This is a genomic window from Serratia sp. EWG9 (assembly GCF_019913725.1).
GTDB lineage: Bacteria > Pseudomonadota > Gammaproteobacteria > Enterobacterales > Enterobacteriaceae > Serratia > Serratia ureilytica.
In genome coordinates, this window is sequence record NZ_JADNRO010000002.1 from 258,580 (window position 1) to 273,033 (window position 14,454).

General features: G+C 61.7%; 16 protein-coding genes and 1 pseudogene. 12 read left to right on the plus strand and 5 right to left on the minus strand.

Going from position 1 to position 14,454, the window contains the following annotated elements:
* Nucleotides 1-15 precede the first annotated feature (15 nt).
* Genes ITX55_RS06650 through ITX55_RS06660 form a run of 3 tightly spaced genes read right to left on the minus strand, consistent with a single transcriptional unit; the run spans nt 16 to nt 1,503 of the window.
* A complete protein-coding gene (locus ITX55_RS06650; RefSeq protein ID WP_223084961.1) occupies nt 16-417 on the minus strand; it encodes a putative T6SS immunity periplasmic lipoprotein in 402 nt (133 codons plus the stop codon).
* Nucleotides 414-614, minus strand: a complete 201-nt coding sequence (locus tag ITX55_RS06655) for a hypothetical protein (RefSeq protein WP_197756105.1) — start codon at nt 612-614, stop codon at nt 414-416. The genes ITX55_RS06650 and ITX55_RS06655 overlap by 4 nt, the downstream gene beginning before the upstream one ends.
* Nucleotides 586-1,503 (minus strand): LysR family transcriptional regulator, encoded by a 918-nt coding sequence (locus tag ITX55_RS06660; protein WP_223084963.1) that lies wholly within the window; start codon nt 1,501-1,503, stop codon nt 586-588. Before ITX55_RS06660 ends, ITX55_RS06655 begins: the two co-directional genes overlap by 29 nt.
* Before the next feature lie 168 nt (nt 1,504-1,671).
* Between ITX55_RS06660 and ITX55_RS06665 the strand changes: the two genes are divergently transcribed.
* From ITX55_RS06665 to ITX55_RS06695, 7 genes are all read left to right on the plus strand, one after another.
* The gene (locus ITX55_RS06665; protein ID WP_004933280.1) at nt 1,672-2,370 is read left to right on the plus strand and encodes a CoA transferase subunit A; all 699 of its coding nucleotides are present in this window, start codon (nt 1,672-1,674) and stop codon (nt 2,368-2,370) included.
* A gap of 11 nt (nt 2,371-2,381) precedes the next feature.
* Nucleotides 2,382-3,035, plus strand: coding sequence for a CoA transferase subunit B (locus tag ITX55_RS06670; RefSeq protein WP_025305151.1), 654 nt, complete (start codon nt 2,382-2,384; stop codon nt 3,033-3,035).
* Nucleotides 3,036-3,049: 14 nt separating this feature from the next.
* A complete protein-coding gene (locus ITX55_RS06675) occupies nt 3,050-4,234 on the plus strand; it encodes an acetyl-CoA C-acetyltransferase (RefSeq protein WP_223084964.1) in 1,185 nt (394 codons plus the stop codon).
* An 18-nt stretch (nt 4,235-4,252) separates the two neighbouring features.
* Nucleotides 4,253-5,176 carry a 3-hydroxyacyl-CoA dehydrogenase family protein gene (locus tag ITX55_RS06680; protein WP_223084965.1) on the plus strand — a complete coding sequence of 308 codons (924 nt, stop codon included), beginning with the start codon at nt 4,253-4,255 and terminating at the stop codon, nt 5,174-5,176.
* 42 nt (nt 5,177-5,218) lie between these two features.
* The gene (locus tag ITX55_RS06685) at nt 5,219-6,613 is read left to right on the plus strand and encodes a GntP family permease (RefSeq protein ID WP_197666623.1); all 1,395 of its coding nucleotides are present in this window, start codon (nt 5,219-5,221) and stop codon (nt 6,611-6,613) included.
* A gap of 12 nt (nt 6,614-6,625) precedes the next feature.
* Nucleotides 6,626-7,396, plus strand: a complete 771-nt coding sequence (locus tag ITX55_RS06690; protein ID WP_042783615.1) for a 3-hydroxybutyrate dehydrogenase — start codon at nt 6,626-6,628, stop codon at nt 7,394-7,396.
* Between the two features lie 369 nt (nt 7,397-7,765).
* Entirely contained in the window at nt 7,766-8,902 is a 1,137-nt protein-coding gene (locus ITX55_RS06695) for a porin (RefSeq protein WP_046688171.1), read from the plus strand.
* A gap of 36 nt (nt 8,903-8,938) precedes the next feature.
* Here the strand turns inward: ITX55_RS06695 and ITX55_RS06700 are convergent, their stop codons facing one another.
* The gene (locus ITX55_RS06700) at nt 8,939-9,760 is read right to left on the minus strand and encodes a helix-turn-helix transcriptional regulator (protein ID WP_046688172.1); all 822 of its coding nucleotides are present in this window, start codon (nt 9,758-9,760) and stop codon (nt 8,939-8,941) included.
* A gap of 120 nt (nt 9,761-9,880) precedes the next feature.
* On the opposite strand from ITX55_RS06700, the gene ITX55_RS06705 reads away from it, so the two are divergent.
* The 3 genes and pseudogenes from ITX55_RS06705 to ITX55_RS06715 form a co-directional block, all read left to right on the plus strand.
* Nucleotides 9,881-10,258 carry a hypothetical protein gene (locus ITX55_RS06705; protein ID WP_108680141.1) on the plus strand — a complete coding sequence of 126 codons (378 nt, stop codon included), beginning with the start codon at nt 9,881-9,883 and terminating at the stop codon, nt 10,256-10,258.
* 10 nt (nt 10,259-10,268) lie between these two features.
* Entirely contained in the window at nt 10,269-11,144 is an 876-nt protein-coding gene (locus tag ITX55_RS06710; protein WP_047025153.1) for a helix-turn-helix domain-containing protein, read from the plus strand.
* 233 nt (nt 11,145-11,377) lie between these two features.
* Nucleotides 11,378-12,295 (plus strand): annotated as a pseudogene (locus tag ITX55_RS06715) (L,D-transpeptidase family protein); the annotation flags it as partial.
* A gap of 174 nt (nt 12,296-12,469) precedes the next feature.
* On the opposite strand, the gene ITX55_RS06720 reads toward ITX55_RS06715, so the two are convergent.
* On the minus strand, nt 12,470-12,772 hold the full coding sequence (locus ITX55_RS06720) for a hypothetical protein (RefSeq protein WP_033651388.1): 303 nt from the start codon (nt 12,770-12,772) through the stop codon (nt 12,470-12,472).
* Nucleotides 12,773-13,264: 492 nt separating this feature from the next.
* Between ITX55_RS06720 and ITX55_RS06725 the strand changes: the two genes are divergently transcribed.
* Together ITX55_RS06725 and ITX55_RS06730 are read left to right on the plus strand one after the other, a co-directional pair.
* Nucleotides 13,265-13,672: a biopolymer transporter ExbD gene (locus ITX55_RS06725; protein ID WP_047572802.1), complete on the plus strand. Its 408-nt coding sequence runs from the start codon at nt 13,265-13,267 to the stop codon at nt 13,670-13,672.
* A 1-nt stretch (nt 13,673) separates the two neighbouring features.
* Nucleotides 13,674-14,420, plus strand: coding sequence for an energy transducer TonB (locus tag ITX55_RS06730; RefSeq protein WP_046688175.1), 747 nt, complete (start codon nt 13,674-13,676; stop codon nt 14,418-14,420).
* Nucleotides 14,421-14,454 lie beyond the last annotated feature (34 nt).

Here is a 14,454-nt window from a genome sequence, read left to right on the forward strand (position 1 = left end):
ATAATCCTAGTCTCCTTACTGTAGCTGTATTCCTCCCTTGGGATTAATTATTAAGTTGAATTTTTTTATGTATTTACGCCTTTCCGTATCGTTATTCATCGAGACGCCGAGCAAGACCGAGTATTCTCCCGCAGCCCAGTTTACCTGCGGATAAGTGGCGCATTGTCCCGGTTTCAGGTCGGGCAACGGAGTGACTTCTGGTGAGGCCCAGACGATATGCCATTGCTGTTGTTCCTGTCGTGAGACGATCACCCCCCGGTTTTGCAGGCTGTCGCCGCTGCGAACGCTGTTGATAGGCACGGCAAAGCAAGGTTGGTTGTCTTTGAGCGAGACGTCTAACGGATGGTACCAGGGCTGAGTGGATTGGCAGCCGTTCAGTAGCAGTGCGCACAGTAAAGAGAGATAAAGTTTTGTCATAGCAAGGTGTTCCGGTTCTTTGGATTGTTCAGGAAAGCTCGCAATACCCATTCATAACGTTTTTTGATGTCTGGCCCAATAATGCCGCTGTAGCTGGTGGCTACGTGGAAGCGATGGGCGGCACGCTGCGCCTGGACATTGAACTGCCGGGCGGCAAGCACGTCGGGTTTACGGTTTAAGCGCAGGCTGCCCGCCACTCCCCGCCATCTCCCGTTCGATTACCGTCGCCAGCGCCTGCGCGGCGGAAGAGAGTTGGTGCTGCGCCAGGCGGATCAGGCCCACGCGCCGTTCGATGATCGGGCCGATCAGCGGCACGCAGACCGCCCCCAGCTCATCCATCTGTTGCTCGCACAGCGCCGGCACCGCGCTGGCGCCGAGGCCGTTGGCCACCATGCGCCCGACCGTCACCAACTGGTGGCTCTCAAACGCCACCTCCAGCGTTCGCCCGCTGCGGGTCAGTTCCTGCTCCAGCAGCAGTCGCACCGCCGATGGCCGCTGCAGGGTGATGAAATCCAGCGTCAGCAGCTCCTTCCAGCTCACCTGCGCCTTGCGCGCCAGCGCCGAATCCTTCGGCACCACCGCCAGAAAGCGATCGCGGCACAGCGGGGTGAAGTGCAGGGTGTCGCTCGGCTCCGGCTCGAAGGCGATGCCCATCTCCACCCGGCCTTCGCGGATCATTTCAAACACCTGTTCGTTGATGACGTCGTGCACCGCCACGTTGATGCCGGCATAGCGATCGCGAAACGCCTTAAGGATCGGCGGCAGCGGGTTGCCGGCGAACGACGGCATGGCGGCGATCGCCACCTTGCCCATCTGCAGGGTGAAGCGCTGACGCATCGCCTCTTCCGCGTTATCCCAATCCGCCAGCAGCTGGCGCGCCATCGGGAAGAAGGTTTCTCCTTCCGGCGTCAGCGTCACCCGGCGGGTGGTGCGCAGCAGCAGCGGCCCGCCCAGCGCGTCTTCCAGCCCACGGATCGCCAGGCTGAGCGCCGGCTGAGAAATATTCAGCCGCTCGCTGGCCTGGGCGAAATTCAGAGTGTGAGCTACCGCTAAAAACGCGCGTAACTGTTTGATGCTCATTTTCATTTTGGTTGGCGTTAACTCTTTGTTAATTTTCGGTTAACGGGTGATTAATAAAAATTCTAAATGAATGCGGCATAAAAACAAAATTAACAAATCATTTTTGTGACCTGAAGATGCCCTCACGCAAGCCAGGGCATTTCGCCCTGCGCCGCAACATGCAGGGGCAACGATATGGCAGGGCTCGACAAACGCGTCGGCAGCTACCAGGAAGCGCTGGCAGGCCTGACGGACAACATGACGGTGCTGGCGGGCGGCTTTGGCCTGTGCGGCATCCCGGAGAATCTGATCGAAGAGATCCGCCGGCGCGGCGTGCGCGGGTTGACGGTGGTTTCCAACAACTGCGGCGTCGATGGGTTCGGCCTCGGGCGGCTGCTGGAAACCCATCAGATCCGCAAGGTGGTGGGATCTTACGTCGGTGAAAACGCGCTGTTCGAACAGCAGGCGCTCAGCGGCGAGCTGGAGGTGGATCTCACGCCGCAGGGCACGCTGGCGGAGAAGATCCGCGCCGGCGGCGCCGGCATCCCGGCATTCTTCACCGCCACCGGTTACGGCACGCCGATCGCCGAAGGCAAAGAGGTGCGCGAGTTCAACGGCCGCCCCTACATCATGGAAACCGCCATCACCGGCGATTTCGCCATCGTGAAAGGCTGGAAGGCCGATCACTTCGGCAACGTCATCTACCGCCACACCGCGCAGAACTTCAATCCGCTGATGGCGACCGCCGGGCGCATCACGGTGGTGGAAGTGGAAGAGATCGTCGCGCCGGGCGAGCTGGATCCGGCGGCGATCCACACCCCCGGCATCTATGTCGATCGGCTGATCCAGGGCACCTTCGAAAAGCGTATCGAACAACGCACCCTGCGGGCATAAGGAGAATTCGCATGCTTACCCGTGAACAAATGGCGCAGCGCGTGGCGCAAGAGCTGAGGGACGGTTACTACGTCAATCTGGGCATCGGCATCCCGACGTTGGTGGCCAACTACGTGCCGGCGGGCATGGACGTGATGCTGCAGTCGGAAAACGGCCTGCTGGGGATGGGCGAGTTCCCGACCGAGCAACAGCTGGACGCCGACATGATCAACGCCGGCAAGCAGACGGTCACCGCGCGCCTCGGCGCGTCGATCTTCGATTCGGCGCAGTCGTTCGCCATGATCCGCGGCGGCCATGTCGATCTGACCGTGCTGGGGGCGTTTGAAGTGGACGTCGAGGGCAACATCGCCTCGTGGATGATCCCCGGCAAGATGGTCAAGGGCATGGGCGGCGCGATGGATCTGGTGGCGGGGGCGGAGAACATCATCGTGGTGATGACCCACGCTGCGAAGGGCGGCGAGTCCAAGCTGCTGCCGCGCTGCACGCTGCCGCTGACCGGCGCCAACTGCATCCGCAAGGTATTGACCGATCTGGCCTATCTGGAAATTGAAGACGGCGCCTTCGTGCTGCGCGAACGCGCGCCGGGCGTCAGCGTGGCGGAGATTGTCGCCAAAACCGCCGGCCGGCTGATCGTGCCGGAGCAAGTGCCGGAAATGCGTTTCTGAAACGGGAGGTGAATGTGCAACAACGTGAAGTGGTGATCGTGGCGGCGACGCGCACGCCGGTCGGCAGTTTTCATGGCGCGCTGGCGCCGCTGACGGCGGTGGAACTGGGCACGGCGGCGGTGCAGGGGCTGCTGGCGCAAAGCGGCGTGGCGCCGCAGCAGATCGATGAAGTGATCCTCGGCCAGGTGCTGACCGCCGGCTGCGGGCAGAATCCGGCGCGCCAGACCACGCTGAACGCCGGACTGCCGTTTACGACGCCGGCGCTGACCATCAACAAGGTGTGCGGCTCCGGTTTGAAGGCGGTGCATCTGGCGGTGCAGGCGATCCGCAGCGGTGACGCCGACGCGGTGATCGCCGGCGGCCAGGAGAGCATGAGCCGGTCGCCTTACCTGATGACCGGCGCGCGCGCCGGTCTGCGTCTCGGTCACGCGCAGATGGTGGACAGCGTGATCCACGATGGCCTGTGGGACGCGTTCAACGACTACCACATGGGCATCACCGCCGAAAACCTGGCGGAGAAATACGCCATCAGCAGAGAAGAACAAGACAGGTTCGCGCTGCGCTCGCAGCAGAAGGCGCAGGCGGCGCAGCAGGCCGGGCGTTTCGCGCAGGAGATCACGCCGGTGACGGTGCCGCAGCCGAAGGGCGAAGCGCTGCGGGTAGAGCGCGACGAACAGCCGCGCGACACCAGCCTGGAGGCGCTGGCGCGGCTGCGCCCGGCGTTTCGCAAAGAGGGCACGGTGACCGCCGGCAATGCCTCATCGCTCAACGACGGCGCCGCCGTGGTGCTGCTGATGAGCGCGGAAAAAGCCGCAGCGCTGCGTTTGCCGGTGCTGGCGCGCATCGCCGGTTACGCCTCGTCGGGCGTCGATCCGGCGATCATGGGCATCGGCCCGGCGCCGGCCGCGCGCCGCTGCCTGGAAAAAGCCGGTTGGCGGCTGGAGGAGGTCGATCTGATCGAAGCCAACGAAGCCTTCGCCGCGCAGGCGCTGGCGGTGGGCAAAGAACTGGGCTGGGAGGCGGAGCGGGTGAACGTCAACGGCGGAGCGATCGCGCTGGGGCATCCGATCGGCGCGTCCGGCTGCCGCATTTTGGTGTCGCTGCTGTACGAAATGCAGCGCCGCGAGGTGAACAAGGGGCTGGCGATGCTGTGCATCGGCGGCGGGCAGGGCGTGGCGCTGGCGGTAGAGCGCCCGTAAACAACCGAGGAAGGCACGATGCAGTCATCTGACTATGCGGTACTGGGCGCCGGGCTGATGGGGGTGGGCATCGCCACCCACTTTATTCGCCACGGCCATGAGGTGCTGCTGTATGAACCGGATCCGCAGCGCCGGGAGGAAGCGTCGGCAGTGGCGAGCGGCATTCTGGCCGAGCTGAGCGACGTCGGGCAGTTTGATCGCGGCGAACGCGAAGCGGCGCTGGCGCGGCTGTGCGTGACCGGCGATCTGAACGCGGTAGCGCGTGCCCGGCTGCTTATCGAGGCGATCCCGGAACGGCTCGAGCTGAAGCACGCGCTGTATGAGCAGTTGGAAGGGCTGATCGCTGACGACGTGGTGATTGCCAGCAACACCAGCGGCTTGCCGCCGGACGAGCTGGCGGCGCGCATGACCCATCCGCAGCGGCTGCTGATCGCCCACTTTTGGCACCCGCCGCACCTGATCCCGCTGGTGGAGATCGTGCCCGGCAGCGCCACCGAGCCGCGCCATCTGGCGGCGGTGCAGGCGCTGCTCGGCGAGATGGCGCTGGAGGCGGTGCTGCTGGAACGCGCAGCGCCGGGGTTTGTCGGCAATCGGCTGCAGTTTGCGGTGCTGCGTGAGGCGCTGCACATCGTCCACAGCGGCATCGCCAGCGCCGAGGTGGTGGATCAGGTGATGCGCGCCTCGCTGGGGCGGCGCTACGCCATGGTCGGCCCGCTGGAGGCCGCCGACATGACCGGGCTGGCGACGGTGGCGGACATCGCCCGCCACCTGTTCCCGGAACTGGCGACCGGCGACGAGATGATGGCGCTGGTGGAACAGCGGCTGCAGCGCGGCGATACCGGCCAGCGCAGCGGCCAGGGATTTTATCTTTGGGATGAAGCGCGCAGGGAACGCATTCAACGGCGACGGGCGCATCAGCTGCGCTTTGCGCTGAAACCGTAATTTCGCACGCCGTACCTGACAATAACAACGATAGCGAGGTGCCTGATGAGCGTTTTGATTGCCCTGGCAGCACTGGGATTACTGATGCTGGCCGCCTACCGCGGCTACAGCGTGATTTTGTTCGCCCCGATAGCCGCGCTGGGCGCGGTGCTGTTGACCGACCCCGGCGCGGTGGCGCCGACCTTCACCGGGCTGTTTATGGAGAAGATGGTTGGCTTCGTGAAGCTCTACTTCCCGGTGTTCCTGCTGGGGGCGGTGTTCGGCAAGCTGATCGAGCTGTCCGGCTTCTCCCGTTCGATCGTCGCGGCGGCGATCCGCATTCTCGGCCGACGCCACGCCATTCCGGTGATCGTGCTGGTGTGCGCGCTGTTGACCTACGGCGGGGTGTCGCTGTTCGTGGTGGCGTTCGCGGTTTATCCGTTCGCCGCCGAGCTGTTCCGCCAGAGCGGCATCCCCAAGCGGCTGATCCCGGCCACCGTGGCGCTCGGCGCCTTTTCCTTCACCATGGACGCCTTGCCCGGCACGCCGCAGATCCAAAACATCATCCCGACCAGCTTCTTCGGCACCAACGCCTGGGCCGCGCCCTGGCTGGGGCTGATCGGCTCGCTGTTCATCATCGCGGTCGGTTTGCTGTATCTTGAACGCCAGCGGCGCAAGGCGCAGCTGAAGGGGGAGGGGTACGGCACCGATCTGCTGAACGAGCCGGAAACCCCGGACGACATCAACCTGCCGAACCCGCTGATCGCCATCCTGCCGCTGATTTTGGTCGGGGTATTCAACCTTGGCTTCACCCATTGGATCCCGCAGTGGTACGGCGCCAGCCACGAGCTGACGCTGCCGGGGCTGGCCAAGCCCATCACCACCGATGTGGCGAAGATCACCGCCATTTGGGCGGTGGAAGCGGCGCTGGTGTCGGGGATTCTGCTGGTGGTGGCGTTCGGCTTTCGCAATATTCGCGGCCGCTTGGCGGAAGGCAGCAAGACGGCGGTCGGCGGCGCAATTCTGGCGGCGATGAACACCGCCTCCGAATACGGCTTCGGCGCGGTGATCGCCGCCCTGCCGGGCTTTTTGGTGCTGTCGCAGGCGCTGTCGGCGATCCCCAATCCGCTGCTGAACGAAGCGATCAGCGTCACCCTGCTGGCCGGCATCACCGGTTCGGCCTCCGGTGGCATGAGCATCGCGCTGGCGGCGATGGCCGATAACTTCGTGGCCGCCGCCCATGCGGCACACATTCCGCTGGAGGTGCTGCACCGGGTGGCCTCGATGGCCAGCGGCGGCATGGACACCTTGCCGCACAACGGCGCGGTGATCACCCTGCTGGCGATCACCGGCCTCAGCCACCGGCAGGCCTATGGCGGCATCTTCGCCATCACCCTGATCAAGAGCGCCGCGGTGCTGTTCGTGATCGGCGTGTTCTACCTGACCGGCATTGTTTAAAGGAGCGATACCATGAGTGTACAAGGCAAAACCGCGCTGGTGACCGGCTCGACCAGCGGCATCGGCCTCGGGATAGCGTCCGTGCTGGCCGCCGCCGGCGTGCGCGTGATCCTCAACGGCTTTGGCGATGTGGAAGCGGCGAAGGCGCAGGTTGCCCGGCTGGGCACCGCGCCGGGGTATCACGGCGCCGATCTCGGCGATGCGGCCCAGATAGCGGACATGATGCACTATGCCGAGCGTGAGTTCGGCGGCGTGGACATTCTGGTGAACAACGCCGGCATTCAGCACGTGGCGCCGCTGGATCAGTTCCCGGTGGAGAAATGGAACGCCATTCTCGCCATCAACCTGTCGGCGGTGTTCCACACCTGCCGATTGGCGCTGCCGGGTATGCGCGAGCGCAACTGGGGGCGCATCATCAACGTGGCGTCGGTGCACGGGCTGGTGGCGTCGAAAGACAAATCGGCTTATGTGGCGGCCAAGCACGGCGTGGTGGGGCTGACCAAGACGCTGGCGCTGGAAACCGCCCGCACGCCCGTCACCTGCAACGCCATCTGCCCCGGCTGGGTGCTGACGCCGCTGGTGCAACAGCAGATCGACAAGCGCATCGCCGCCGGCATCGATCCGCAGCGGGCGCGCGATGAGCTGCTGGCGGAGAAGCAGCCGTCGCAAGCGTTCGTCACGCCGGAGCAGCTCGGCGAACTGGCGCTGTTCCTGTGCAGCGATGCGGCGGCGCAGGTGCGCGGCGCCGCCTGGAACATGGACGGCGGCTGGCTGGCGCAGTAGTGAATTCTCTCTCGGAGCGCGCAACGCGCTCCGTCGTTATTTCCCGCCTTTAATTAATTCCCTCGCGTGACGGTTTACCTGCGGCAATAATATTTATTTGTTATTTGCTATCTTTATTCCCAGATAATCACGCCGGGTTATTTTGGGTAAAAGATGCGGATTGGTTTATTTCGTGCTGCGGTTATTACATTATTTTTCTCCGTGTTACAGGTGAACACGTTTCTGCTGAAAATAAGCCCAACCTGAAATAATGGCAGATTATGACGTGAATTTTTATATCTTGCGTGCGCTGTTGACATCGGGTAATTATTTCCGCGTGGCTTAAGACCACCGTTTTTATAACAATAATTTTTTCGGGCAGGGGTAATAATGAGAAAGAATACAACGCCAATATTCATTGGCGGCGTCTTGCTGTCGGCGTTATCCGCCGGCGCACAGGCCGAGATCACCATTCTGGATAAAAACCCGCAGAGCAATGTGTTGCTGGCGCCGCTCAGTTTAAAGGTGGGCGGCAGCATTCGCCCCGAGTGGATCTTCAATAACGGCCCGGAGCCGGGCTATGACAAAAACGGTCACGACGGCGGCACGCGTTTTCGCTTCAGCGGCGACTATGCGCTGACGCAGGACACCTCGATCATCGGCTATTACGAATGGGGCGTCGATCTGGCGCACGCGCTCAGCTGGGACGGGCACTACAATGAGGACGGCAAACGCGACTATCAGCGCCAGCTGTACGCCGGTTTCAAGGACGATCGTTACGGCACCCTGACCTATGGCCACCAGTACGGCATCTATTATTCCGTGGTCGGCATCAAAAGCGACGTCTGGGATAACGACGGCCACGCAGGCGGCACCGGCATCGGTATTTCCGGCGATTATGACGGCGGCAATAAACCGAAAAACAGCATCAAATACACCAATGATTTCGGGCCGGTAACGCTGTACGCCAACTATTTATTGCCGGAAGACGATCTGCACACCGCGGATAACCTGATTTACCGCCGCAAGGGCGGTGGCGGGCTGGGCTTCGATTATAAGGTGACGAAGGATTTCACCTTCAGCGCCGCCTACAGTTATACCGACGCGAAGATCAAAGATAATCTGTACAACGAAAAGGATTATCACCAGCAGCTGTCCGGCACCGCGTTGACCTGGCAGCCGAACAACTGGTACATCGTCGGCACCGCCAGCTATTACAAAGACTATGTGCCGAGCACCCGCCAGCGCACGCTGTCGCACTTCTTCGCCGGCGACGGCTACGGGCTGGAAGGCTTCGTCGGTTACACCTTCAATATCGACAAGCCGTTCCTCAAATCCGTTCAGCCTTACGTCGCGGCGGACTCGCTGCGGCTGAAAGGAGACGAGGCGTATCACGCCAACCACGTCTACCTCGGCGCGGGCACCACCATCGGCTACGGTCTGTCGGTGTATGTGGAGCGCACGCTGGCCAACAGCAGCGACAACGAGCCGGATTCCACCTGGATAACGGTGTTCTACGACTTCTGATCCGCCTCTTGCCAGGCCGGCGCGGGCGCCGGCCGTTCACATGCTGATCGCACCGCCCGGAGATTGTCCGGCGGCGTTGCGTTCCGCCAGGTAGCGCGCCGGCGGTTTGCCCACCGCCTTTCTGAACATGGTGACGAAGCCGCTGGCGCTCTCGTAACCCAGATCCAGCGCCACCGTCTGTACGCTCTCGCCCTGCGTCAAGCGCTGCAGCGCCAGCATCACGTGCAGCTGACGCCGCCAGTGGCCGAAGCTCATGCCCATCTGTTGTTGCAGCGTGCGGCTGAGGGAGCGCTCGCTCATGCCGATGCGCTGCGCCCACTGGCCGAGGGTGGATTTGTCCGCCGGGCAGCTCAGCATGCCTTCGGTCAACTGCCGGATGCGCGCATCGTCGGATACCGGCAGATGCAGATTCTCGATCGGCGCGGCTACCAGCTGATCCAGCAACACCGCCGTCAGGCGCCCTTCGGCGCCCTGTTCGTCGTAGAGCGGTTCGAAGGTGGTGGCCTGCAGCAGCAGTTCGCGCAGCAGCGGCGAGACCGACAGCGTGCAGCAACTCTGCGGCAAGCCGGCGACGACGTGTTGATCGACGAACAGGCAGTAAGCCTCGGTCGAGCCGGCACCCTGGGCGTTGTGCAACACGTTGCCCGGCATCCACAGCGCGCACTGCGGCGGCACCAGCCACAGACCGTTTTCCACTTCGCAGCGGATCATGCCGCGCACGGTATAGATCAGCTGCGCCTTTTGATGACGATGCGGCTCGACTTCCCAGTCCTGCTCGATGGTGGAACTCTGCACGGCGAACAGCGGGCGCGGCACCTGATCGATATCGATATTGCGGCGTGGGATCTGGACTTTCATGAGAACAATTCTCAATTTGGCGGAATTGAAAAGTATTATGTCCTGATTGCGCAATGTGGTCTAGCGCCGGTGCCGATAAAGTAAGCGCCAGTCCTAAACCCTTTCGCGAGGAAACTGATTATGTCACTCGATACCGCCGATTTTCCGCTGGTGTGGATGCGCCGAAACGGGCGCGATACCCAGGCCGAGCTGGCTGAATTCAGCGCGCTGCTGGCGCGCGCCGAGCCTTTCGTCCTGATAACCGATCGCAGCGTCGGCGATGAAGGTGAAGAGCACGATCGCGACGCCCGCACTCAGGTAGCGCTGTGGAAGCGCGATAACCGCGCGGCGCTGAAGCGGTGGGCGAAAGGCATGATCATGCTGGAACCGGACGACGCCAAACGCGCGGCGGCGGAAGCATTCGCCGAATACGGCGCCAGGTTCTGGGGCTATCCGATACTGGTGGCCGCCGATGAAGCCGCAGGCCGGATGTTGGCGCTGACATTATTGAGCAAATAAGGGGAACACCATGCACCAGCAACAGGTGATTGAGCAGCTGCTGGCCTGGATCGAGCAGAGCCTGGATCAGCCGCTGACGCTGGACGACATCGCCGCCAAATCCGGCTATTCCAAGTGGCATTTGCAGCGGATGTTCAAGCAGCACACCGGCCATATCCTCGGCACTTACGCCCGCCGCAGAAGGTTGACCGCCGCCGCGCGCGAACTGCGCCTGACCGGCACCAGCGTGGCCTGTATCGCCGATACGTACCAGTTCGATTCGCAGCAGACCTTCACCCGCTGCTTCCGCAAGCAGTTTGGTCTGCCGCCGGCCAGCTATCGTCGCAGCCAGGATTGGTCGAGCTACGGTCTGCAGCCGCCGCTGCGGCTGACCGAAGCGCCGCTGCCGCAGGCCGATATCGTGACGCTGCCCGCCATGCAGCTGGTGGGCAACACGCAACGCCGCAGCTTTACGCTGGGGCAGTTGGCGGCTTCCAAATGCGAGCTGCGTCGCCATGCCTGGCGGCAACTGCTGCGGCCGCAGACGCTGCCTGAGGTGATGTATGGCCTTACCAGCCTGGAGATCGACCGGCAGCGTCGGGGCTGCCCGCGCATGGCGTATACCGCCGCTTTGCCGGACGAAGGGGCGGTGGGGGAACGGGTGACCATCGAACAGGGGGAATACGCCCGTTTCACCTATCAGGGGCAGGCGGAAGGGTTACAAAACTTTATTGTCCGGCTGTATGACACCGCCATGCCGCAGATGAACGCCATCCGCCGGCCAGGGCAGGATATTGAGCGGTTCTACCCGGCGCAGGAGGGCAGTTGCCCGCTTGGCGGCGCGGCGATCCGTTGTGAATATCTGATCCCCATTCGGCGGGCGGAGGCGCTGGCCGCCGCCAGTTAGACGGCGGTTCTCGCAGAAAATCGCCTTCGTGGCGCGTCAGGTTACAAAAAATTGCGATATTACATCGGTAATGGTTCACACTTTGATTGATGTGCACATATAATGCGCATCCGGTCAAATCCCCCCTGGTTTTTCAGGCCGCAGCGCCGTTGGCTGCCGGCTGAAATTCAACGGGGAAAAGTGGCCGTAGAAACCAATACCCATAATCGCCAGTGGCCTTGACCAACACGAAGATGAAAATGAGCATTCGCGCGTTATTAACCCTGTTTACGGCACTGGTTGCATTCAGCCAGGCTGCCTTCGCCGTCGTCTACCCGCTGCCGCCAAAAGACAGCCGTTTGGTGGGCGAAAATATCCAAATCACCGTACCGGAAGACAGCAAACTGCCGCTGGAGAGCTTCGCCGCCCAGTATCAGATGGGGCTGAGCAACATGCTGGAGGCCAACCCGGGCGTGGATCCGTTCCTGCCGAAGGCCGGCAGCACCCTGACCATCCCGCAACAGCTGATCCTGCCGGACGCGCCGCGTGAAGGCATCATCATCAACAGCGCCGAAATGCGTCTGTACTACTACCCGAAAGGTTCCAACACCGTCGTGGTGTTGCCGATCGGCATCGGCCAGCTGGGTAAAGACACCCCGCTGAACTGGACCACCACCGTGCAGCGCAAGAAAGACGGCCCAACCTGGACGCCGACCGCCAAAATGCGCGCCGAATACGCGGCTGACGGCGAGATCCTGCCTGCGGTGTTCCCGGCCGGCCCGGATAACCCGATGGGGCTGTATGCGCTGTATGTTGGCCGCCTGTATGCCATTCACGGCACCAACGCCAACTTCGGCATCGGCCTGCGCGTGAGCCACGGCTGCGTGCGTCTGCGCGCCGACGACATCAAGTACCTGTTCCAGAACGTGCCGGTCGGCACCCGCGTGCAGTTCATCAACGAACCGATGAAGGCCACCGTCGAACCGGACGGCTCGCGCTACGTGGAAGTGCACAACCCGCTGTCGGCCAACGAAGAGCAGCTGCAATCCAAGGATCCGGTGCCGCTGACCATTTCCGCGCCGGTCGGCAAAGTGCTGATGGACGCCGGCGTCAACCAGAGCGAAGTGGATGCGGCGATCAAGGCCCGTTCCGGTATGCCGGTGAAAGTGAACTGATCGCCTCGGGCTTCAGTGACAATACCAAGAAGACGCCTGTGGGCGTCTTTTTTTATGAACCGAAGTGCTGTCAGGATATTTGCGCCGGCGCGTCTCCGGGATTAACGGTTTTTTTATTCCCCGCGCGTCAAAAATAAAATAGCCGCCGCGCCGGCGGCCATTTTATTTCTATTACAGGCTGCCGCCGACCGAGGTCGAGGTGGAGCCGATCGTCTCGCGGAAATGTTTAGCGTAGTCGGCCACTTCCTGCTGCGTATGCGTCAGGCCATAAAGACCCAGCCCCACACCGCCTGCAACGCCGCCGATGAGGGTGCCGACCAATTGGCCGACCGCACCGGCAATAAAGCCGCCTGCGCCTGCGGATTTGCCTGCAATCAGCGCGCCGGTCATGGCGCCGTCCAACAGCCCATCCCAGGCCGCGTTCAGATCGCCACCGCTAACGTACTGTTCTTCATATTGACTAAGTACTTTCATATACAATCCTTATAAATAAAAGGGTGACTTAGTGGGTTTAATTAAATTCTAAAATAACGCCGTAGCGCTATTTCACTTTAAAAATATAACAGCTGATATTTGATTGGCAATATTCTATTCAATGAAGGGTATTATTTGGTTAAATATAGGCGCATTCATTTTTGGCGAGTGTTTTAAAGAGGGGGATTGGGAATGTTCTTGGGAAAAATAGCAGATATCGCTGGAAGGTGAGAGGCAAAACCGCTGCCGCTTGGCGCAGCTTGTCACTATTTTCACATTTATTGTCTCGTCATCCGCGCGGCGTTAGGCCCACATTGCAATTATTCCGATAAAAACTATCGCTAATTAATGGGTTATATAGCCCTTGCCGTCGTCAGTCATTGAAAAAATTCTCGCAAAAAATTCGCACTGTGAAAATAAGATCACACAAGCGTAACAAAAGGTAAACAAACCCCTCCTATATTGGCTGCTTCGCTTTTGTGAGGGAGTGTCATGCGTAACTGGAACGAACCGAAAAAGAACAAAGCGCACATCGAACTGATCCCGATGATCGACGTGATGATGTTTTTATTGGTGTTTTTCGTCTTGATCAGCCTGAACGTCATTCCGGCGCTCGGGTTGAAAACGCAGCTGCCGTCCGCCGACAGCGCGCAACAGCTGAAACCGCAGAAGAAAGCGATTATCACGCTGGGGGCCGACGAACAGCTGCAGCTGGATGGCCAGCCGATCGCGCTTGACGCGTTGGTCACGACGCTCAAGCAACAGCAGCAGGCCAACCAGACCACCACCATCATCGTCAACAGCGACAAAGGCGTGGCGGTCGAGCGGCTGGTGGCGGTCATGGATAACCTGCGCCAGGGCGGTTTCTTCTCCGTCTCCATCGCGACACGGAAGCTGTGACATGTATCTGCTCTATCGCTCACGTCATCTTTTCAGCTGGTTGCCGGCGCTGATTGTCGCCGGCTGCCTGTTGTTCGCCAGCCAGCAGGCGGCGCTGAAGATCCAGCCGCGCTACGACGAAACCGCCATCGAACTGGCGCTGGTGGAGCCTGAACCGGCGCCTGAACCTCAACCGCAAACGCCGCCGGACCCCCAGCCCGAACCGCCGCCGCCCGAGCCGGAGCCGATCCCCGAACCGGTGGTGCCGGCGCCGGAACCGATCGTGGAAGCCAAGCCGGTGCCGAAACCGCAACCGAAGCCCAAACCCAAGCCGGTGAAAGAGAAAGCCAAACCGGTGGAAAAGCCTAAACCGACGCCGGCGCCCGCCGCGCCGCGCGCGCCGGTCAGTAAACCGGCGGCGCAACCCGCACCGGCCGCCCCGGCGGCGCCGAAGGTGAATGCGCAGGCGATTGAAAACGGCTATCTGCTGGCCTTGCGCCGCGAACTGGAACAGCGCAAGCGCTACCCGACCGGCCGTCAGGCCTCCCTCGAGCGCCCGCAGGGCAACGTCGAGGTGTGGCTGGAGGTCGATCGCAGCGGGCGGGTGGTCTCTTCCGGCATCGCCAACAAAGCCGCCAGCATGCTGCTGAATCGCGCGGCGATGAGCAGCCTGCAAAGCATCAGTTCAGTGAAGCCATTCCCGAGCGACGCGTTCGCCGGGCAAACAACCAAAAGATTTACCGCGACGTTCAATTATCAGGCGCCTTAGCGCAAGGGTTAATCGTTTGATTTTTAAGGGATGC